22 protein-coding genes are annotated in these 20,446 nt (G+C 56.7%); 10 read left to right on the top strand and 12 right to left on the bottom strand.

The window, feature by feature from the left end; genetic code table 11:
• Nucleotides 1-27: 27 nt before the first annotated feature.
• Together tpiA and coaD are read right to left on the bottom strand one after the other, a co-directional pair.
• Nucleotides 28-708: a triose-phosphate isomerase gene (tpiA, locus tag FPV09_RS08870; protein ID WP_148883130.1), complete on the bottom strand. Its 681-nt coding sequence runs from the start codon at nt 706-708 to the stop codon at nt 28-30.
• A 32-nt stretch (nt 709-740) separates the two neighbouring features.
• Nucleotides 741-1,244 (bottom strand): phosphopantetheine adenylyltransferase, encoded by a 504-nt coding sequence (gene coaD / locus FPV09_RS08865; RefSeq protein ID WP_148883129.1) that lies wholly within the window; start codon nt 1,242-1,244, stop codon nt 741-743.
• A gap of 69 nt (nt 1,245-1,313) precedes the next feature.
• On the opposite strand from coaD, the gene FPV09_RS08860 reads away from it, so the two are divergent.
• The 4 genes from FPV09_RS08860 to FPV09_RS08845 all read left to right on the top strand — a co-directional run bounded on the left by FPV09_RS08860 (nt 1,314) and on the right by FPV09_RS08845 (nt 4,510).
• Entirely contained in the window at nt 1,314-2,630 is a 1,317-nt protein-coding gene (locus FPV09_RS08860; RefSeq protein WP_148883128.1) for an acetate--CoA ligase family protein, read from the top strand.
• A gap of 115 nt (nt 2,631-2,745) precedes the next feature.
• Entirely contained in the window at nt 2,746-3,723 is a 978-nt protein-coding gene (locus FPV09_RS08855; protein WP_148883127.1) for a bifunctional N(6)-L-threonylcarbamoyladenine synthase/serine/threonine protein kinase, read from the top strand.
• The gene (locus tag FPV09_RS08850) at nt 3,714-4,238 is read left to right on the top strand and encodes a hypothetical protein (RefSeq protein ID WP_148883126.1); all 525 of its coding nucleotides are present in this window, start codon (nt 3,714-3,716) and stop codon (nt 4,236-4,238) included. The genes FPV09_RS08855 and FPV09_RS08850 overlap by 10 nt, the downstream gene beginning before the upstream one ends.
• Nucleotides 4,166-4,510, top strand: a complete 345-nt coding sequence (locus FPV09_RS08845; RefSeq protein ID WP_148883125.1) for a DUF835 domain-containing protein — start codon at nt 4,166-4,168, stop codon at nt 4,508-4,510. The genes FPV09_RS08850 and FPV09_RS08845 overlap by 73 nt, the downstream gene beginning before the upstream one ends.
• A 54-nt stretch (nt 4,511-4,564) precedes the next feature.
• On the opposite strand, the gene FPV09_RS08840 is transcribed toward FPV09_RS08845, so the two are convergent.
• The 8 genes from FPV09_RS08840 to FPV09_RS08805 are packed head-to-tail and all read right to left on the bottom strand — an operon-like array spanning nt 4,565 to nt 14,884.
• The gene (locus FPV09_RS08840) at nt 4,565-5,401 is read right to left on the bottom strand and encodes an NAD(+) kinase (protein WP_148883124.1); all 837 of its coding nucleotides are present in this window, start codon (nt 5,399-5,401) and stop codon (nt 4,565-4,567) included.
• Nucleotides 5,398-6,486, bottom strand: a complete 1,089-nt coding sequence (locus FPV09_RS08835) for a lysylphosphatidylglycerol synthase transmembrane domain-containing protein (RefSeq protein WP_148883123.1) — start codon at nt 6,484-6,486, stop codon at nt 5,398-5,400. The genes FPV09_RS08840 and FPV09_RS08835 overlap by 4 nt, the downstream gene beginning before the upstream one ends.
• 11 nt (nt 6,487-6,497) lie before the next feature.
• Entirely contained in the window at nt 6,498-7,565 is a 1,068-nt protein-coding gene (locus FPV09_RS08830) for a lysylphosphatidylglycerol synthase transmembrane domain-containing protein (protein WP_148883122.1), read from the bottom strand.
• 2 nt (nt 7,566-7,567) lie between these two features.
• Nucleotides 7,568-8,719 carry an RsmB/NOP family class I SAM-dependent RNA methyltransferase gene (locus FPV09_RS08825; RefSeq protein ID WP_148883121.1) on the bottom strand — a complete coding sequence of 384 codons (1,152 nt, stop codon included), beginning with the start codon at nt 8,717-8,719 and terminating at the stop codon, nt 7,568-7,570.
• Between the two features lie 9 nt (nt 8,720-8,728).
• A complete protein-coding gene (locus FPV09_RS08820) occupies nt 8,729-9,247 on the bottom strand; it encodes a DUF3201 domain-containing protein (protein ID WP_058939054.1) in 519 nt (172 codons plus the stop codon).
• Nucleotides 9,248-9,290: 43 nt separating this feature from the next.
• Nucleotides 9,291-10,196 (bottom strand): LEA type 2 family protein, encoded by a 906-nt coding sequence (locus tag FPV09_RS08815; protein ID WP_148883120.1) that lies wholly within the window; start codon nt 10,194-10,196, stop codon nt 9,291-9,293.
• Nucleotides 10,197-10,247: 51 nt separating this feature from the next.
• Complete coding sequence (locus FPV09_RS08810) at nt 10,248-12,620, bottom strand: COG1361 S-layer family protein (RefSeq protein ID WP_148883119.1); 2,373 nt, start codon at nt 12,618-12,620, stop codon at nt 10,248-10,250.
• On the bottom strand, nt 12,617-14,884 hold the full coding sequence (locus FPV09_RS08805) for a hydrophobe/amphiphile efflux-3 (HAE3) family transporter (protein ID WP_210411123.1): 2,268 nt from the start codon (nt 14,882-14,884) through the stop codon (nt 12,617-12,619). The genes FPV09_RS08810 and FPV09_RS08805 overlap by 4 nt, the downstream gene beginning before the upstream one ends.
• 99 nt (nt 14,885-14,983) lie before the next feature.
• Here FPV09_RS08805 and FPV09_RS08800 point away from each other — a divergent pair, with 99 nt between their 5' ends.
• Genes FPV09_RS08800 through FPV09_RS08785 form a run of 4 tightly spaced genes read left to right on the top strand, consistent with a single transcriptional unit; the run spans nt 14,984 to nt 17,083 of the window.
• A complete protein-coding gene (locus FPV09_RS08800) occupies nt 14,984-15,505 on the top strand; it encodes a GbsR/MarR family transcriptional regulator (protein WP_148883795.1) in 522 nt (173 codons plus the stop codon).
• Nucleotides 15,506-15,544: 39 nt separating this feature from the next.
• Nucleotides 15,545-16,060: a CDP-2,3-bis-(O-geranylgeranyl)-sn-glycerol synthase gene (locus FPV09_RS08795; RefSeq protein ID WP_148883118.1), complete on the top strand. Its 516-nt coding sequence runs from the start codon at nt 15,545-15,547 to the stop codon at nt 16,058-16,060.
• Between the two features lie 56 nt (nt 16,061-16,116).
• Nucleotides 16,117-16,383, top strand: coding sequence for a ubiquitin-like small modifier protein 1 (locus tag FPV09_RS08790; RefSeq protein ID WP_058939049.1), 267 nt, complete (start codon nt 16,117-16,119; stop codon nt 16,381-16,383).
• Between the two features lies 1 nt (nt 16,384).
• Nucleotides 16,385-17,083, top strand: coding sequence for a ThiF family adenylyltransferase (locus tag FPV09_RS08785; protein WP_148883117.1), 699 nt, complete (start codon nt 16,385-16,387; stop codon nt 17,081-17,083).
• Here FPV09_RS08785 and FPV09_RS08780 read toward each other — a convergent pair.
• Complete coding sequence (locus FPV09_RS08780) at nt 17,076-17,939, bottom strand: hypothetical protein (RefSeq protein WP_148883793.1); 864 nt, start codon at nt 17,937-17,939, stop codon at nt 17,076-17,078. The two genes, FPV09_RS08785 and FPV09_RS08780, sit on opposite strands and share 8 nt — an antisense overlap.
• 94 nt (nt 17,940-18,033) lie before the next feature.
• Here FPV09_RS08780 and FPV09_RS08775 point away from each other — a divergent pair, with 94 nt between their 5' ends.
• On the top strand, nt 18,034-18,462 hold the full coding sequence (locus FPV09_RS08775; RefSeq protein WP_148883116.1) for a molybdenum cofactor biosynthesis protein MoaE: 429 nt from the start codon (nt 18,034-18,036) through the stop codon (nt 18,460-18,462).
• 103 nt (nt 18,463-18,565) lie between these two features.
• Nucleotides 18,566-19,498 (top strand): SPASM domain-containing protein, encoded by a 933-nt coding sequence (locus FPV09_RS08770; protein ID WP_148883115.1) that lies wholly within the window; start codon nt 18,566-18,568, stop codon nt 19,496-19,498.
• 2 nt (nt 19,499-19,500) lie between these two features.
• Here the strand turns inward: FPV09_RS08770 and FPV09_RS08765 are convergent, their stop codons facing one another.
• The gene (locus FPV09_RS08765) at nt 19,501-20,418 is read right to left on the bottom strand and encodes an Lrp/AsnC family transcriptional regulator (protein ID WP_148883114.1); all 918 of its coding nucleotides are present in this window, start codon (nt 20,416-20,418) and stop codon (nt 19,501-19,503) included.
• Nucleotides 20,419-20,446 lie beyond the last annotated feature (28 nt).

Below are 20,446 nucleotides of genomic sequence, written 5' to 3'. Positions count from 1 at the left end.
TCTGCTCCAGAAAAAGTTGAAAAGGGCTCAGAGAATCAGCGACACCAGATCCCTTATCGCCTTCTCCGGGTCTTTGGCCTTGGTTACACCGCTCGCGAGGAGCACTCCGACGCTCCCGAGCTCAAGGGCCTTCTTGACGTCCTCGCCGGTGCTTATTCCCGCGCCCGTGAGAACCTTGACGTCCGGATTGACCCTCTTGACCAGCTCAACGGTGTCGGTGATGACCTCCGGCTTGGCCTTGCTGACCGGAATGCCAGTACCTATGAGTTCCGGGGGCTCGACTGCAACGTAGTCCGGCCCGAGTGCCGCCACAGCCGCGCTAACGGCCGGGTTGTTGGAGCAGACCATCGTCATCAGTCCGACTTCCTCGGCGCGCCTTATGCTGGCCTCCAGATCCGCCAGAACCATTCTGTTCTCGGAGTGGTTGAGCAGCGTTCCCACCGCTCCGGCCTCCTTCACGGCCTCCGGCAGAACGTGGCCGGTGTGGCTGCCCGGCGTTATCGGGTCAATGTGCTGGGCGAAGACGGGAATCTCGACCTCCTGGGCTATTCTGTAGAGGTCGGCCAGCTGTGGCGCAACAACGATGGTTATCCCAGTCTCCTTCCAAACCTTCTCGGCGGCCTTGGCTATCCTCAGGGCGCCCTCGCCCGTGGCCTGGGCGTAGGTCTTGAAGTTAATCGCTATAATCGGCTCCTTCAGCTTCGACATTGGTATCACCGTAGGTGTTATTACCCGAGGGCTTAAACGTCTTTCCGTCGGGGAGTTTCGTTTCCACTGGAAACCGGCCTCCCAAACGGGTCTATGAGGCCTGCCCTTATGAGGGAGGAGCTGATTTTGGAGCCGAGGGAACTCCTCACGAGGCCGATGGTTACTATCTCAAGCGGTCTCAGCCCGTTTTCCTCACGCGCCCGGTTGACCACCAGGGCACCCTTGTAGGTCTCCTCACTCACGACTATGGCTTCGAGGCCCCTCATTTCCCCTGCGAAGCCTATCGCCGTGTGAATTTTGATAATGCGGTAGCCGGAGTAGCCGTGGACCTCGAAGAACTTGATTAAATCCCTGAGGCGCAGCTCGTATGGGAGTATCTTTTCCGCGTGGGGCTTGTCCCTGATCATCTCGTCAGATGTCAGCCCTATGTAAACGTATTCCCCCACCTCGAAGGCCTTCCTCAGCAGGGTCTTGTGCCCCAGGTGAAGCCTGTCGAAGGTTCCGCCGACGACGACTTTTCTGTACTTCTTCCTCATGGGGGTACCTTGGGCGACGAACCAATAAGCTTTTTTATTGCCTGTGGAGATTCTTTCGGAGGTGGTGATGTGGATTACTTCTTTTACCCTTCAAGCGTCGCGGTGTTCGGCTCGTTCAAAAAGGGGGCCATAGCCTACGAAATTCTCCGAAACATCGTGGAGGGCGGCTTTGAGGGTGAAATAATCCCAGTCAACCCGAAGGGTGGAACCGTTGAGGTCGCCGGGAGGACCCTCCAAATCCGTGAGAGGCTTGACGAGGCCGTTGACACAGCCATAATCGCGATTCCGGCAAAGTTCGTTCCGGAACTCATGGACGAAATCGGCCCCCTGATCACGGGCGCCGTCGTCATAAGCGCCGGCTTCTCCGAGGTTGGGAACGAGGAGCTTGAGCGTGAGTTGGTTGAAAAAGCGAAAAAACATGGCATCAGACTCATCGGACCCAACTGCGCTGGAATATTCGGCGTCCACGGGAAGTTCTTCGGCTCCTTTGAGGTTCGCGTTAGGCCCGGGGGATTAGCGCTGATCAGCCAGAGCGGTGCCTTCGGAGGGGCGGCTTTAGCTATGGGCAACGACGAGGGAATCGGTTTTTCCGCCTTCGTTTCCTATGGAAACGCATCCGACTTGAACGAGAGCGACTTTTTGGAGTACTTCGCGGACGACGAGAACACAAAGGTCATCGCTCTCTACATCGAGGGCGTTAGAGACGGCAGGCGGTTTTTGAAGGCCCTCCGCTACGCGACGGCTAGAAAGCCTGTCATAATCCTCAAGGCCGGCAAGAGCGCGGGTGGGGCCAGAGCTGCGGCTTCCCACACCGGTTCGCTCGCGGGGAGCTATGAGATTTACAGAGCGGCCTTCAGGCAGGCCGGTGCCATCGAGGTCGAGGAGATGGAGGAGCTCTTCGATGCTGCCAAGGCCTTCGAGATGTACACCAAAGCCGGAAAGCGAGTCGCGGTAATCACTAACTCGGGTGGACCGGGTGTTCTCGCAACGGATAAGCTCGAAAGGCTGGGCCTTGAGATGGCTAAGCTGGGCGATGAAACCCTCGACGAACTCCGCTCATTCCTTCCTCCCCAGTGCTCCACGAGGAATCCGATAGACCTGATAGCCGACGCCGACTACGAGAGGTATAGGAGAACCATTGAGGTCGTTTGCAGGGATGAGAACGTGGATTCGCTCCTCGTCATCTGCGTGCCGCCCATCTTCCTGCCCAGCGAGGAGATAGCTAAAGCCATCATCGAGGCCGAATGCGATAAGCCGGTCATCGTTAACTTCATGGCGGGGGAGCTTGTACGGGAGGGTGTTGAGCTCTTGGAAGAGCACGGAATCAAGAACTTTTCGACCCCGGAGAGGGCCGCCAAAGCCCTCGCCTGGCTAGCGAGGGGATAACGTTTTGACTTTTTTCTTCCACAAGCCTCGCCCTTTAGGGCGGGGAGGAGGTCACTCCGGTACATGTTTCAATTCCGGTAGCCTTTTATACCCTTCAGGTTCATTTGAGAACGCTATGATCGCGCTCGGTATAGAAGGTACCGCCCACACTCTCGGCATAGGCATCGTTACCGAGAGAGAGGTTCTGGCCAACGTATTCCACACTCTCACGACCGAGAAGGGCGGAATACACCCCAAGGAGGCGGCTGAACATCACTCGAAGCTTCTAAAGCCCCTTCTCAGAAAGGCCCTTGAAGAGGCTGAAATAGACATGGAGGACGTTGACGTTATAGCGTTCTCCCAGGGGCCGGGGCTGGGACCGTGTCTCCGCGTCGTTGCCACGGCGGCGAGGGCGCTGGCGATAAAATACCGGAAGCCCATAATCGGCGTCAACCACTGCATCGCCCACGTGGAGATAACCAAGATGTTCGGCGTTAGGGACCCCGTCGGCCTCTACGTCAGCGGCGGGAACACGCAGGTTCTTGCTCTTGAAGGCGGCCGCTACCGCGTCTTCGGCGAGACCCTCGACATAGGCATAGGCAACGCGATAGACACCTTCGCGAGAGAGCTGGGCATAGGCTTTCCAGGTGGGCCGAAGATTGAGAAGCTCGCCCTCAGGGGAGAGAGGTACATAGAGCTCCCCTACGCGGTTAAGGGGATGGATTTGAGCTTCTCGGGGATACTCACGGAGGCCGTTAGGAAGTACAGAACCGGGAAGTACCGCGTGGAGGACCTGGCGTACTCCTTCCAGGAAACGGCCTTTTCGGCGCTCGTCGAGGTGACTGAGAGGGCCGTGGCTCACACCGGCAAGGATGAGGTCGTCCTAGTCGGCGGCGTCGCCGCCAACAACCGCCTCCGCGAGATGCTGAAAGCGATGACGGAGGACAGGGGTATCGACTTCTTCGTTCCGCCCTACGACCTCTGCAGGGACAACGGGGCGATGATCGCCTACACCGGATTGAGAATGTACCGCGGGGGGGTGCGCTTCTCGCTGGAGGACACCGTGGTGCATCAGAAGTTCCGCACCGATGAGGTGGAGGTAGTATGGGGCTGATAGTTCCGTGGTACACGTTGGGTATGGACCTCGTCCTTCTGCTCGCGATTGGTTACGTTGTGATCTTTCTGTATCGCCGTATGGGTAAGTATGACTCGGAGCTTAATATTCTGATAAAATATTCCTTTGTGTTTCTTTTGCTTGCTGAGGTCGGGAGGCTCCTTGATGTTATCGATGATTTCTGCTGTGGGGATACTTTTTATGCCATTGAATGGGCCCTCTATTTCGTTTCCATACTCGGTGTTATCTACTCGGTGGTGCATTACATTACACTGGTTGAGAGAAGGTACATGCCGTCCATTGCCGTGGAGGTTGGCTCAAAGCCGAAAGTTCGGGTTCGCAGTTCCCCGGGTAAGTCCCCACTATCGATGAGTGCTTACGTTATCTTCTCCAAATATAGGCTTGCGGATATCATAGAGCTTCTCAAAGTGCCGATTTTCCGATTTTTGCTGTTACCCGCGCCCCTGACCTGTACGAAGGTTTCAACAGGGGCCACGTTGAGGCGGTCTGGATAACTCAGGTTTCCGGGGGTATCCCCCCCACAGCCCTCCACCTCCTTCAGGACAGCATACTCCAGTTCGTTCAGCGGAATCCCGGATCCGTCGTCGTTATAGACTCTGTGGAATATCTCCTGCTCTACAACGACTTCAGGACGGTCTTCAAGTTTCTGGTGAACGTCAAGGACTACCTGATGGCGTTCAACGCTACGCTCATGGTGTTCGTGGACGACGCGGTTATCTCGCCCCGCGAAAAATCGTTTTTACTCAAAGAATTCGAACCCCTGTGATTTTTTCCCCGATGGCTGTGTTGAAGGGATTTGGGGAGTTGCCTGCCCGAAGGGTTAAAACCTGTTTTTCAGCCTTGCGGTGTACTTTGGATAGACCTCGTCCGTGAAGCGCACGAACTTTGTCCTCCTGGGTGAGAGCTTTATCGTTATCTCTGTCTCGGGTTTCAGGTAGGTGTAAAACTGGCCGTCTATGGCGAGTATTATCTCCCTCTCGAGGGCGAGGTTCCTCACGTCTATCGTGCTGTAGGATGGGATTATCATCGGTCGGGAGCTAAGCGCTATGGGGGCGAGGGGGGCTATAACGACCACGTCCAGGCGGGGGTCAACGAAGGGACCGCCAGCGCTCATTGAGTAGCCTGTCGAGCCCGTCGGCGTCGAGACTATCAGGCCGTCGGCCCGGATTTCGTCCGCCAGCCCGCCCTCGATGTAGTACCTGAGGTGGATTATCTTTCCCGGGATTCCCGTCAGAATCGCCACCTCGTTGAGGGCGTCTGGAACAGTGTTCTCCCCGTTGAGGTAGGTTCTCAGCTTTATGCGTTCGTCTATATGGTAGTCCCCCTCTATGAGCTTGCTGAGGGCGAAAAAGGCCTCGTGGGGCTCGACCTCCGTGAGGAATCCCAGCGTGCCCATGTTTATTCCGAGGATCGGTATCTCTCTTTTTGTCCTGTGCTCGACCCGCAGTATGGTCCCGTCGCCGCCGATAACGATGATGAAGTCCACGTCGAAGTCCTCGAGTGGGCAGACGTCCGCCTCCTGGAATTCCGGCAGGTGTCTGTGGGTGTCGCTGTCCACGCAGACGTCGTACCCGCTGACCTTGAGGAAGTCGTAGACGCGGTAGGCGAGCTTGAGTGCCGCCTTCTTGTCCCTTCTGGCCACTATCCCGAACTTCATGACCCATCCCTTTCCCCTTTCTTTTCCTCTCCCATTTTCTTCTTCAGTGTTTCTTCATCCGGGGCGGGGAGCGGAAGCTCCTCCTCGGGAACCTCGGCCTCGTAGCCAGCGGTCACGAAGGAGCCTACAACTGTCGGCCCCCAGTAGGATACCAGCCTCTCTAGGAGAACCCCCGTGACCGCGTACTCCGGGTTTATTCCCAGGGCGATGAACACCGCTGAGTTGACGGCCTCTATTATTCCTGCCCCTCCCGGCACTATTGCGAACATCCCGACGGCCATGGACACTACCAGAACGACGGTTATGTCCATCGGGGCTATCGGATAGCGTATTGCAAGAAAGACGAGGTGGTAGCGGAGTATCGTCAGACCCCAGTAAACGAAGGAGTGGAAGAGTGCCACGGCGGTTGCTATCTTGTCCTGTGAGAGAATCCTGAAGTCTGACTGGAGCCTGGGAATTGTCACCTCCGCAATGTTCCGGAAGGAATCCTTGCGTTTCTCGGCCCTTCCCGCGGATATCCTGTGGTAGAGCCGGTAAATCCACCATACTGCCCATGGGGCCCTGGTCTCGCTCATGAGGAGCCATATCACGAGGGCGGAGAAGGCCATGAGAACCACATCGAGAATTATTATGGGGATTGTAAGGCCGGTTTCGCCGAGCCAGTAGACGTGGAGGGTCGCCACAACCATCATCACCGCGATGGGGACCAGGTCGAGAATCCTGTCCATCATAACGCTCGCGGTCATCGGCCCGTAGGGACTCTTCACCCTCTTGGCGAGGTAGTAGACCCTTATGAACTCCCCCAGCCCCTTGGCACCGGGGCTGATGTTGTTGAAGAACATTCCGACGAATATGGCCGAGAAAACTGCCCTGAACGAGACCTTTATCCCGAGCCCCTTGAGAAGAACCTTCCAGCGGAGCGCCCAGGCGACCAGGGTGAGAACGTAAACGAGGATGGCGAGGAGGAAGTACTTAACGTCCGAATCCCGGAGGATTTCGGCTATTCCCTGGGCTCCGGCCCAGTTAATGAGGGCGCCTATGACTATAAGGGCCCCAATGAAAAAAACACCTTTTTTCCAGTCCATGATGTACACCGTCAAACTCGTTGTTGGGGTTCATCGTTTATATCATTGTCGTCCTCCGCTTCAAGCTTCTTCTTGTCTTGGCTCACCTTGATGCCGAAGTGGGTCATTATACCGCCTCCTATCGCCGTCGGCGCCCAGTAGGATATCAGCCTCTCCAGCAACGTTGCGGTCACCGCTATCTCCTTGTTTATGCCCAGAAGAACGTAAACGGCCGAGTTTATGGCCTCTGTTATTCCCGCTCCGCCGGGGATTATCATGAACATTCCCACCACTATGCCTATCATCTGGACGACCATGACGTCGAGGAGCTTTATCGGGCTGTTTATGCTGATGAAGATGAAGTAGGAGCGGAGCAGGACGAGGAACCAGAAGGCGAATGAGTAAATCAGCGACAGCGTGAAGGCCACCTTGTGCCTCATCAGGAGTTTGAAGTTCTCCTGGAACTGGGGAACGCTCACCTCGACGGCGTGGACGAACTTCTCCTCGTACTTGGCTGCCTTCTTGGGCATTATTTTCCCGAAGAGGCGGTAGAACCAGTAAAGGATTCTCTTCGTCTTCCTCTCGCTCAGGAGTATTCCAACGGTGGCGAGGGTTATTATGGCGAAGAATACGTCGAGGAGGAGCAGCGTCAGCGTGAGCGAGAACGAACCGAGGTTGTAGACGTAGATTGTCGCCAGGAGGAGCATGACGACGACCGGAATGACGTCCATTATCCTGTCCATCATTATGGTCGCAAAGACGTGGCCGTAGGGCTGCTTCGTGTGCTTGGAGATGTAGTACATCCTGACGGGCTCGCCGCCGCCCCTGGCGCCGGGGGTTACGTTGTTTATGAAGACCCCGACGAAGAGACCAGCCACTATGGTTCTGAACGGGGCGTCTATGCCGAGGCTCTTTAGCAGGACGCGCCAACGCAGCGCCCACATGATGACGGCCGCGACGTAGGCCAGAACCGCCAGGGCGAAGTACTCCAACCTCGCGCCCTTCAGTATCTCGATAACGTCCTTTAGGCCGGCCCACCAGACCAGGAGGATTATTATGAGCAGACCGAGGCCCAGGAGGGAGTACTTCTTCCAGTCCATGCCTACACCTTCCTGAACCTGGCTATGAAGAAGCCCTGGGTCAGGTGCCTGTTCGGATAGAACCTCTGAACCTCATCTATGCCCATACCACTCGAACCTATAAAGATGCTCTGCTCTTCGAGCTTTAAACCTTTGCCGAGAATGTACTTCACGTTGGCCTCGTTTTCCTCGTAGCTGAGCGTGCAGGTCGAATAAACGAGAACGCCGCCCTTCCTGAGGGATTTTATGGCGGCGTTGATGAAGTGCCTCTGGTAGCGTGCGGTGGCCTCAATGTCCTTTGGCGTCCTGCTCTCCCACAGCTTCGGTCTTATTCCTAAGGCGGTGCACGGTGCGTCGAGCAGTATCTTGTCCGCCTCGATTCCCAGCTCCGGGAGCTTCCGTGAGTCCATGTGGATCAGCTTAACGTTCTTTACGCCGAGCCTTTTGAGTTCCTCCTCCATCTTCCCCAGCCTGTTCCTGGACTTGTCCATCGCTATTATCTCGCCCCTGTTCTGCATGAGCTGGGCTATATGGCTTGTCTTTCCTCCGGGCGCTGCGGCCATGTCCACTATCAGCTCCTCCTCGCTCGGCTCAAGAACGTGAGCCACAACCATCGAGGGCAGGCTCTGGGCGTAGAAGAGGCCCTCCCTGAAGCTCTGGAGCCCACTCAAACTCGGCAGCTTAAACTTCGGCAGGGTAACCTCGACGGCCAGTCCCCTTGTCGAGACTATCATCTCCTTGGCGCTCATTCTGGCGATGCCTATTCCGACGAGAAGTCCCCTCGGGTCGCGTATCTCGACCTCGTCACCGGGCTTGATTTTTTTGTCCGCCTGCAGAACCCCTGGTGCGTAGAGCATCGCCCCCTGATAGACGCTCTCGCTCGCGAACTTGTTGGCGCGGACGACGGGGAGACCGGGCTCGTAGTCGTCCGGGAAGTTTGGGCCTTCGCGCTCGAAGTATATCCCCTCCTTGAGGTAGGGACTTCGCTTTGGCTTGAGGCCCTCCTTCCTGAGTATCCCCATGAGCTTCTGCCTGCTCGTCTTCAGGGTGTTCACTCGGATGTAGTACTTCTCCACCGGCGTTCTGAGGGATGCCATTATATCCTCCGCTTCCTCCCCAAAAAGGCCGCGGTAGTACTCCCTGAGCTCCTCAGGAAATGCTTCCTCCGGTTTCATGGCGACACCTCAGAGGTCGAAGATTTCAAAGCGCTTTCCGAGGTCTATCAGCCTCAGAATCCCCTGCTTCAGTGCCCCGGCGCTCCCGAAGTTCGCCTCGAACTGGAAGAGGTTTTCACTGCTCCCTTCGATTTTCTCAAGTATCTCGGTCGGGGAGACCCTTCCATCGCGCCTCCAGTTGTATACGTCGCTGAGGAAGTCCTGGGCGCCGTATATGAAGCTCCTTGGGAATATCTCAACGAACAGGCCCACGAAGTTCTCGCTTATCCTTTCCTTTGGAACGGCGACGACGAAGTAGTAGCTCTCCGGCGTCGCGCCAACCTCAATCTGGGGTTTTATCTCGAAGGCCGGGTGCGGGTACTTCATGAGCCTCCACTCGCCGTCCAGGAAGAGGTATGCACCGAAGGCCTCCTCAACGTCCTCTACCCTGAAGCCCTCCCTCGGGAGCTCGAGCTTAAGCTCCTCGTTGAGGGTGAATATGCTCTCCCACATCTCGTTGAGGAACTCGTGAATCTCTCTCACGTTCATTTTTCCCACCAGAGAGGGAAAAAGAAAGGCCCCTTAAAAACTTTCATCCGAGCATATCCCCGAGCATCCTGTTGAGCTCGCCCATTATGTCTGTTTGGATGGTTTCTTCGTAGCTGGCGAGTTTCACGCTGTAGTGCTGGTCCATAACGTTCAGGTCGAAGAATATATCCGCCCTGACCTTGCTGACCTCGCCGCTCTTGATGTGTATCTCCCAGACCTTCGGCAGGGAGTCCTCTTCGATGTAGGTTTCGACGTCGATGGTTGCGTAGCCGTTGGCCGGTATGATTGCCCCTTTGATGGTCTTCCCGTAGCCGATTTTGATACCGCTGGCGTAGGCGTCGAAGCTCACGTTGCTCACGGGGATTGGAAACCTGTTGGGGTTGTAGAACTTCATGTGGGCTATGATAACGGCCTTTCCGTCCCGCTCGCCGGCCCAGTCGAAGGTCGTCTCAACCAGCGCAGGGCTCTTGACCAGTCCCCCCGCGAGCTCCTTGCTCTCCGCGGTGAAGTTGAGGTACGCCAGCACGTTCTCACTTATCTCCTGCTGAATGTCCGCATCGACGGGTATCACCTTCAGGAGCTTCCCGTGGAGGGTTATGAGAACCGTGCCCCGCTGTCCATCATCGAGGTACCTGGCGAGGGAGCGAACGAGGTTGTGGTTGTCGATCGCCATAACCATGCTCACGTCGCTGCCGGTTGCGCTGTAGTCGAACCTCTCGACCCGTGCAATGGGTATCCCGGTGAACTCTATGGTCATGTTCTCTATCGAGGCGGGGATGAGGAGGGGCCTGTTGAGCTTTGCGTCTATCCATATCTCGGTTGTTTCCTCGTCCACGTAGCCCCACTGGGCGTTGATCGACGGGCTCAGCGTCGAGGCGGCGTAGGCAACGTACCCGGCCCATACGATGAAGACCAGTGCCAGTCCGAGGATTATGTATTTTGGGTTCATTTCTCCCACCGTGTTCTTTCTTCCGTCGAAGATCGTTTAAATGTTTCCCGCTCACTTTTTCCGGCCCCTCATGTACGTGTAGAGCACCACTACAACCACCAGGGCCCCGATGGCGATCGCCAGGTTTCTGAGGTTGCTCTCGGTCTTCGTGTTCTCCCCCACGGTCATGACGACGGTTCTCTCGAAGACGTAGACGTTGTCGTCCCCCTGGTTGGGGTCACCGACGGCCCTTATCCGCAGTCCTATGCTGTAGTCCTTGGGTATCGCGTTCTTGTCTATCTTGAGGACTATCACGCCTTCCCCGACCGCCCCAGGGGCAAGGTCCCCGATGTAATCCGTTCTCTTGTCCAGGCTGAAGGGCTGATCCGCCTTCACGACGCCCTCGATGAGAACGCTCGTGGCCTTCTCGCCGCCGGTGTTCTTCAGTTTGATGTAGACGTTGACGGCCTCCCCCTGGAGGGGTTCGGGGTCGAAGCGTACCCCGACCACCTCGATGTTCGGCTTCGCGCCGATTATGACCGGAACCTTGAGCGTGACGTTCTTCGTTATACCAAGGTCGTTGGTGTAGGTCACGAGCAGAGGTATCTCGTAGGTTCCCGAACTGGCGTTATTGGCGACGTTTATCTTGAAGGATGACTGTGCGGAGTCACCCTTTCCCAGGCTTCCGAGGCCAAGCATCTGCTCGCTGCTCTCGCTGAGTGAGAAGGGCCACTCCGGCATTGGTTTCACTATCACTGTCCTTGCAGTCCCGGTCCCGACGTTGTCCACCTGGAAATCAACCTCGATGTTGTCGGTTCCAGGGATTATCTTGCCCGGGGACGTTGAGACCTTTGAGAGTATCAGTTGCGCCCTTCCGGTTACGTCTATTCCAACCAGCCTTTCGTCGGTTATCTCCTCCTCGCTCGGTTCGGTGAGGTACTTCAGCTCTATCCTGAGCGGGTATATGCCGTTCTCCAGCCTGTCGTTGGCCTTGATTCTGAACTCGAGGGTTGTTTTATCTCCCGGCTGAAGTTCCGCCACGTACTTCACGTTGTCCTCTCCAATGGGCAGGAATGCCTCTATGTTCTGCTTGGCGAGCTGGGCCATTATCTGATTGAGCGCGTCCTGAAGGCTTCCGCTGAGCTGCTCGCTCCCCTGCAGCGGAAGCTGCGAGAGTGCCGAGAGGTCAACGTTCTTTATCTCTCCCTGGACGGGCACTTTGTATGAGCTTATCTTCAGGCTGAGGGCCTTAACCGGCTCGGCACCGGGGTTCTCAAGGGTGAAGCGCACGGTGAATGTGTCCCCAGGGCTTATCTCCATCGGTTCCGTCTCGACCCGGGTTATCTCAACGAACGCACTGCGCTTCTGGTATATCCTCAGCGCGACCACGTTGTATGACTGAACCATACGCATGTTTTCTCCCACGCCGGTGAAGTAGATGATGCCCACGTACACGGGGTATATCCCGATGTCTGCGTTGGGGTTTACCCTAATCTTGAAGGTCAGCGTGGTGCTTCCCTTGGGTTCGATGTACTCTACGTACTGGACCGAGCTCCACTTTGGATAGAAGACCTCCTGAGAGAACTTGCCCTGGGAGAGAACTGCGGAGAGACCGCTGGCGAGGGAAGGCGTGTTGTTGAACGCTATCGGTTCGGGGGATACGAAGACGTTAACGTATCTGGCCTTCGTGGCACCCTCGTTCTTCAGCGTCACCTCCACCGTCGCTGTGTCCCCGGGATATACGTATTCCGTGATCCTGACGGTTGATACGATGTTTCCGGGGGCCGTGGCTCCCTTCCACTGGGAAGGTCCGTTCACAATCACCCTGGCGACGTTGGGGTAGACCTCAGGAACGCTCAGCGTGACCGTTCTGTTGTCCACCATGAACTCCACGGTATCGCCCTCTTTGATCGGCATCGATTCGGGGTATGTTATCGGTTTGGTAACGTCCTCCTTCGTTATTCCGAGCTCCGGATGTTCGTCTATGGTCTGCATAACCGCCTTTGCTATTTCCTCGGGGGACGCGTGGTTGAGCCACTGGTAAAAGCCGTAGGCGTTGGCCAGCAGGCAGGCGTTGAACTCCGCGGTGTCGTTCACGTATCCCGCGCACTCCTCCACGTCATAGCCCTGGGTTTCGGCCAGGGCCACCAGGAACTCTGGATTTGCCAAAAGACGTGCCATCTTTTCTGGATCAGGGACGTATATGGTGACGTACTTTCCTCCGATTAGCTGACCGTCCTTTGTTATTATGAACAGTGCGTATTCATCCCCCGTGGTGTAGTTGACCGTCGTGTCCACTAGGGTTATCACGAGGGGCCCCACCAGGATCGATTCCCCTTTATCCATGTATCCGTCGAAGAGGAGGGCCTCGTACGTTGCAAGGGCAAGCTTTCCTCCCAGAGGGAGAATGAGCATTAAAATGACCATGAACGCGGCCTTTTTCATTCCCTATCACCTCCGATATTCCGTCCGTAGAAGACCTGCAGCAGCGCGGGCGTGACGAGGTACGCGGCCATCATCGAGGCGAATATTCCAAAGGCCAGGGTGACCCCGAAGTCGTGTATCGTTGGAAGCTCGCCCGCGAGGAGCGCCAGAAATCCTCCCGCGGTCGTCAGTGCGCCGGCGAGTATGCCCGGCCCGACGCTCCCTACGGCCGTGACTATCGGCCGCGTGCTGCCCTCGTTCATCTCCTCCAGGAAGCGGTGGGTGAGGTGCATGCCGTAATCGACGCCCAGGCCGACTATCATGGATATAACCCCCGCGAGGCTCTGGGTGAAGGGGATACCCGCGAGCCCCATGAAGCCCACGGTCCAGAGCGCCCCGAGGAACATGGGGGTTATCATTGCCAGGGCCACCCGGATTCTTCTGAAGAGAAGCATGACGATGAGGACAACAAAGATCGTTCCGTAGGTAGAGATGCGGTTTATCTCAACGCTGGTGAGCTGGTCGAGGACGTAGTTCAGGTACAGATCGCCGGTCAGGGCCAGCCTCACCCCGGGCGGAAACTCCGTCCCCTGGGCCAGCGCCGTCTCATCCTCGAAATAGCGCATTATCCTCCTGAACTCGTCCATACTCGCACCGCCGAAGTCCCCCGTGAACTTGATTATTGCCATTGAGTAATCCGATGAGACCAGGCCGGATCCCTGGTATGAGGCCAGTGCCGCCTTTATCTTTTCATCGTCGTTTGGAATGTGGCCGTACTGCCTGTAAACGACGTCGGCCAGGCTCTCGGAGCTGAAAACCCCGTTGTAGTAGGAGTCCGCCTTCACCTGATTCTCGAAGCGGTACATGGCCCTCACGATGGCGGGGTTCCTAACGTCGTCCGCCCTCACCAGCACGTACAGCTCGTCCTGGCCCCCAAACTCAGTTCTCACGTCCATGATTGCCTCTATCTCGGGCATTCCTGGGGGGATGAACTTTTCCAGCCTCACCTCGGTTGTAACCTGGGTCACACCGTAGGCGAAGATCAGGGTGACCAGAAAAACCGCCCCGAGAAACGCGTGGGGCCTTGCCTTTATCGCCTTCCCAAGGGAGTGGAAGGCGCTTCCTATGAATCCCGAGCTCGAGCGTACTTCTGGGGGAACGTAGTGTCCCCTCAGCTTCTTCATAACGTCCTCCTCCAGAATTATGACCGCGGGGGTTATCACAACGGCGTTGAGGGCCGCCAGGCTCAGACCGAGGATGAGTGTGGTTGCGAGGTTGTGGAGCATGGGGAGGGTGGAGAGGTACATGGCCGCGAAGCCCGCTATTGTCGTAAGCGCCGCGCCGAGGAGTGCTTTCCCCGTTTCGGCGACCGCCTCCGCCGCGGCCTCTTCGATGTCCCTGCCGTTGCGCCTCTCCTCGTAGTAGCGGTTCGTGACGTGGATGCCGTAGTCTATTCCCATACCGATGAGCATCGCGCCTATCGTGGTCGTCGCCAGATCCAGGGGAATGCCCGCCAGCCCCATGAATCCAAGCGTCATGGCCACTCCGAAGACGAGGGGAATGAGGGGGATGGCGGCTTTTACCGGGGAGCGGTAGAAGTAGAGCAGGAGCGCGATGACGAGGATGAAGGATATGGCCATGGTCTTGTTGAGGTCGCTCTGGAGGAGCTGGAGGATGCGGTAGGTTATGCCTATGTTCCCGGTCTGGATTATCTCGACGTTCTTTGGAAACTTGACGCTCTCCATGTCCTCCTGGATTCCCTCGTACACCCTCACGAGCGTCTCCGTTTTCTTCTCCCTGCTTATCGTGACGAGTATCATCGTCATCGTGTAGTCCCTGCTGACCAGGGAGTACCTCCGCTCGGGTGGGAGCATGTCGAGGACGAACCTAGCCTCCTCTTCCGTCCTGGGAAGCCTGCCGAGGACCTGCATGTACACGTCGGCTATGCTGATCGTATCCGTTACGTACTCCCTTTCCCTGAGCCGCTGCTCCAGCTCGTAAACTGCCTCTATAACCTGCGGGTCGCGGATGTCGTAAACGCCGCTCGGTTCGATTGAGTCTATCTTCACCACGATTATCGTGCTGTCGCCGCTCTGGAACTCGTTCTGCAGGGCGTTGTAGTCGTCTATGGCCGGATTGCCCTCGGGGAGCATTGAGCTGAGGTCGCTCTCAAAGCGAAGCTGGCTCATTCCATAGATGGAGACGACTAGCAGAAACAGTGCTATCAGCGCGAAGGCAACCCTGTACCTGACTATAACCCTCGCCGCTCCCCTGAGCACGTCCATGAGCTTACCTCCAAACTTTCGGAAACTTCCGAAAGTTTTAAATATGCAGAACTTAAAAACCTTTTGTCAGAGGCGACGGATGAAATCGAGGTGCGGACGATGGGTATTGAGGAGGCCAAGAGAATAGTCATGGAGCACTTTGCCGGGGCCGCGAGACGCTTCGGCTTCAACGAGCTTTACGGGTACATATACGGGGTTCTCTTCCTTGCGAGCGAGCCGATGAGCCTGGGTGAGATTGCGGAGACCACTGGATACTCGCTCTCCCACGTGAGCACCGCCCTCAAGTTTATGGAGCGCATAGGGCTCGTGGTGAGGATAAAGAAGCCCGGCGACAAGAAGGCCTACTACAGGGCCACCAAGCTCCTGAAGGACTGGCGTCAGGCCGCCTACTACATGAAGATAATGGAGGACATACAGCAGACGAGGGCCAACCTCGAGAGGGCTTTGCTAGAACTCGAGGGCGAAGAAGGAGAGGAGGCTGAGTCAATACGCGAAAGCATCGCACTTGCAATGGAGGGAAACGCACTCGCCGGCAGGATTCTGAAGTTCCTGATAGAACATGAGGACGAGGAGGTCCTTGAGAGGCTTCTCAACTGCCTCGAATCGGGTGAAAAGCGGTAGCTTTAAAACCGACGGTCTATACTCCAGACGGGTGGAATAATGGGGTTCGTTTCATCTCTCATCTGGGCGTTCTGGTACATACTGCCTGCCTACGTTGCCAACGCCTCCCCCGTGCTCGTTGGAGGAGGGCGGCCCATAGACGGCGGCAGACACTGGAGGGACGGCCGAAGGGTGTTCGGGGATGGAAAGACCTGGCGCGGCCTCATCGGTGGGGTTTCTGCCGGAACCCTCACGGGACTCATTCAGTACTTCATCACTCCGGGCTTCTACGGGGCCCTTAAAACCGCCCTCATGCTCGCTTTTCTGCTCTCGTTCGGTGCCCTTCTCGGTGACCTCGTGGGGAGCTTCTTCAAGAGGCGCGCGAACCTCCCGCGTGGCGCCCCTGCCATAGGCCTCGACCAGCTCGGCTTTCTCATAGCCGCCCTGGCCCTCGCGTATCCTGTTAAAACCCTCGATTCAGGCCAGATAATCTTCCTTCTGGTCGTCTCGCCATTCGTCCACTGGGGGGCCAACTACTTCGCCTACAGGATGGGCTGGAAGAGCGTGCCGTGGTAGCGGAACCGTCCAGCAATCCTTTTTAACCCTCCATCCAACTTTTTTCGGTGGTGTGAATGAGGGTCACGGTCAGGTATTTTGCCCGCTACCGCTCCCTCGTCGGGAAGGGCGAGGAGGAGCTTGAGGTTCCAGAGGGGATAACGGTTCTCGAACTCATCGAACTGCTGAAGGAGAGGCATCCTGTTCTCAGGAACGAGGTCTTCGCGGAGGAGGACGACCTCGCCGACGTCAACGTCTCCCGCAACGGCCGCTACGTCCGCTTCGACGAGGTATTGAGGGACGGCGACATCGTGGCGCTATTCCCCCCCGTGAGCGGTGGATGATATGCTGAGCGGAAAGGAGATCGAGCGCTACGACAGGCAGATAATGATCTTCGGGCGGGAAGGTCAGGAAAAGCTGAAGGGTTCGAAGGTGGCCGTCGTCGGTGTCGGCGGCCTCGGAAGCCCCGTCGCCTACTACCTCGCCGCCGCGGGGATAGGGAGACTCCTCCTCCTAGACGAGCAGGAGCCCGAGCTCAGCAACCTCAATAGGCAGATACTCCACTGGGAGGAGGATTTAGGGAAGAACCCGAAACCACTATCCGCCAGGTGGAAGCTGGAGCGCTTCAACTCCGACATTGAGATCGAGACATTCGTCGGCAGGCTGAGCGAGGAGAACATCGATGGGGTTCTTGAGGGCGTGGATGTGATAGTTGACTGCCTCGACAACTTTGAGACGCGCTTCCTGCTCGACGACTACGCCCAGTGGAATCGCGTGCCCCTCGTTCACGGTGCCGTGGAAGGTACCTTCGGCCAGGTCACGACAGTGGTGCCCGGCGTCACCAAGAGCCTGCGCGAAATCTTTCCGAGGGTAGGGAAAAAGAAGGAGAAATTCCCCATCCTGGGGGCAACTGCCGGAGTCGTCGGCTCGATTCAGGCGATGGAGGTCGTGAAGCTCCTCACAGGCATCGGTGAGCCCCTGCTGAACAAACTTCTCATAGTTGATCTTGCCTTCAACACCTTCGACGTCGTTGAGCTCAGGTAGATGGCTCCTTCACGCTCCTCTTCTCGTTTATTGAGTCTATCTCGAATGTCTCGCTCCACTTCCCGTCCTGCTTTATCGTCATCTTACCGAGGGTTGGGTCATCAACGTTCGTCTCCGAACTAACGCTGAAGCTCAGTCTGCCCCCGACAAGCCTTCCATCGCTGAACCATAGCTCCAACTGGCCGTCCTTTACGTATACAACGGTGTCGGGTGACGCCGCGAAATAAACCATCGCGAGGGGCTTAATCCGGTAGTCCGGGATGCGGTAGGTCAGCTTCGTGACGGCCCCAGTCTCGACCGAATCTGGCTTTTCCTTCAGGTATTCCCTGGCGAGGCCGACGATACTGTACCTCCAGAGGATATCGCTCGCGGTACTGTCTTCCGTCCTCACCCAGCCGACGATGGTCTGGATGTAGGTGACGTTGCCGACGACGATCCTCGATGTGTTGGTCCTCGCCCCATCTGGCAGGCTGACTGTTGTCGAGTTTATCCAGGCGCTCCAGGATTCAAAGTCCATGTATCCCCTTTCGAGTATGCGGAGGGTCACGTTGTCCCCCTGGGAGGTGCCGTTCCCTTCGATCGCCACGAACATCTCAAGGCTGGTGTTGCTTGTGTATGTGAACTGCCTGATCCCGGATACCCCTTGTAGCAGGGCGTTTACATCCGGCCCCGAGGGGGTTTCAGTCATGGTCTGGCTCGGCGTCGTGGTGGTCTGGTGGGCGGTGGTTGGGGTTGGAGCGGTGCTCTCGCTTTCTGCAGTGGTGCTTTGAGTCACGCTTGAGCCGCCCCCTCCGAGACAGCCCGCTACCGCGTCGGTCAGAAGGACTACGATGAGAAGGAGCGCGTACCTCTTCATCTCATCCACCTGGAGAGGCTGCGGTCGGAACCACTTAAACCTTTCCACCGCGCGGTTTTTAATCTCCGGGGCCCTATACCGAAGGGGGATCGATATGAAGGTGAGGCTCACGAAGGAACCCTTCGACCTGAATGAGGCACTGGGATACCTGCTCGTTCCCGAGGCAGGTGGCTACGTGTTTTTCCTGGGCAAGGTGCGGAACGAAAACCACGGGAGGCGCGTCAGGAAGCTCGTATACGAGGCCTATCCGGAGATGGCGGAGGCGGAGATGGAGCGGATAAGAAAGGAGGCCCTTGATAGGTTCCCCATTCTTGATATGCTCATATGGCACCGCTACGGGGAGCTGGAGATCGGCCAGGATACGATACTCATCATAGCCAGCGGGAGGCACAGGAAGGAGGCATTTGAAGCGTGTGAATGGGCCATAGACGAGGTGAAGAAACGCGTGCCCGTGTGGAAGAGGGAGGTGACCGACGAGGGCGAGTTCTGGATAGAGGGGGACAGGACGGTTCCCCTGAAGTGACCGTGAATTTTCCATTTTTTGCAGACTGCTCTTAGTGGTATGCAAAATCGGAATAGAAAAAGTATATATACGATTCCCCCTATTCTCCCAGTGGTGATGTTCGGTGGAGAAAGTGGCTTATGATACCGCTCATTCCTTTGGTATAGACCTCTCCCCCAGGGTAACGTCGGTGGCAAAGCCCCCCTGGAGCAACAGGCGCCACAACGGCGGACTCGAGAGGCTCATACTCCAGCTTGGTGCGGGTAGGGGTAGGTTCTCCGAACTGACCGGGATTCCCCGCTCGATTGGGTGCATTGGGAACAACTCTTTTATCCTCCGCCGAGACCCCCTGAGCGTTGAGCGCGTTAGGGAGCTTATCAGGGAGTTTCTGGAGGCTGGTGGAAGCGAGCTCTGGCTGACCAACTACGACAGCATCGGGCACCTCCTTTCAACGGCCGCGTACGCCGTGGAGATAGGTGTTCCTGAGGTCTACGCTGTGGTTCTTCTCGATGACCTGGACGAGGTAAAGCCGGTGGAAGGCGTCCGTTTCATCGCTGAGCTCGAGTACTCCCCGGAGAACATCCGGCGGCTTGAGGCTCTGGACTGGCTCCACGGTGCCCTGGTGATAATCAAAGGTTCCGACCTGGACGAGCTTAGGGGCCTCAGGACTACCTTCCCGGGGGAGATTTACATAGACGTTCTTTATCCCGGCTCCGCGAGGAAGCTCGACTTCAACGTCATTGAGCTGAGGCGCATACTCAACCCAGCCACCGAGAGGTACCACGACTGCCTGGCGGGGACCCTTGCTATAACGGCCGACGGCTACGCCCTTCCCTGCCCACTCCTCAGGAATAACGTGGTGGCGGATGCCAAGGAGGTTGAGATTAAGAAGATGCTCCGGAAGAGGCGCCTCAAGGAGTTCTGGAGGATGACAAAAGATAAGATCGAGGCCTGCAGTACGTGCCCGTTCAAATACATCTGCCACGACTGCAGGGCCCTCGAGTATCAGGCCACTGGCGAGATAGACGGCATAGAGTACTGCCAGATAGTCCTCTGACGTCAGAATTCCAGGATGGAGCGGTATCCGCTCCCGTCTTCTTTAACCATTCTTGAATACCTGTCCCGCAGGTTGTTGTCGTTGAGTTCCTTGAAAATGGGGTCGATGTACTCGATGAGGAGCTTCTCCACGTAGCCGCTGAACTCCAGTATCTTGCTTCCCATGTCTTCCTTTGATGAGAAGAACCATTCAAGCAGGTATCCGTAGCCGGGCAGGACTCCGACCGTTATCTCGTACTCCTTGAACTTCTCAAGGATGGTTTCATCGAGGTCCTTCGCCAGCCCTATAACGGCCCTGTCGTGAACGTTCACGTCCACCAGGGGGACGAACCGCCTAATGATCTCTTCGTCCTGGAGCCTGTTTATCATATACCTGATTGTCGGACGGCTCTTCCCCAGCCTTCGGGCTATCTCTGTTATGGGGGTTCGGGCGTCCCACTTGAGGATGTCCATAAGAACCGCGTAATCGTGGCTTAGGTACCAGTCCCCAAAGTTGTCGTCGCCGCTGTAGGGATACACCCTCACCTCGTAGTACTCGTAATCGTCCGAGTACTTTGAGAGCATCTCCCCAATGAGCTTCCTCTGCTTGTCGGGAATGTGGAACACGATGGAGAAGCCGTTCTTGAATCCGAAGGCTGGGTTTGCGTAGCTTACGAAGGGGTTTTTCATGAGCCGGTACGCGACTTCCATTATCTTGTCCGACGGCACGCTCAGAAACGTTATGAAGCTTCTCAGTCCGATCTTTTTTACGTTGTAAGAAGCGCTCACGGTCAGGTATTTCCCGTAATACTTGTCGTAGAGTCTCTTGAGCCGATAGTAGTCTATCCCCTCACTCTTGGCTATCTTTTTCAGACTCTCCATGGGGTACCTGTCGAGGATTTCAACCAGGAACTCCAGCTCGGACATGACCGGTTCGGTCATTTTACTCACCATTTCATCGGACGAGAAA

The sequence above is a fragment of the Thermococcus aciditolerans genome, from assembly GCF_008152015.1.
In the GTDB taxonomy this organism is placed as follows: domain Archaea; phylum Methanobacteriota_B; class Thermococci; order Thermococcales; family Thermococcaceae; genus Thermococcus; species Thermococcus celericrescens.
The sequence above is the reverse complement of the archived record's forward strand: the minus strand, read 5'-3'. Positions and strand labels throughout refer to the sequence as shown.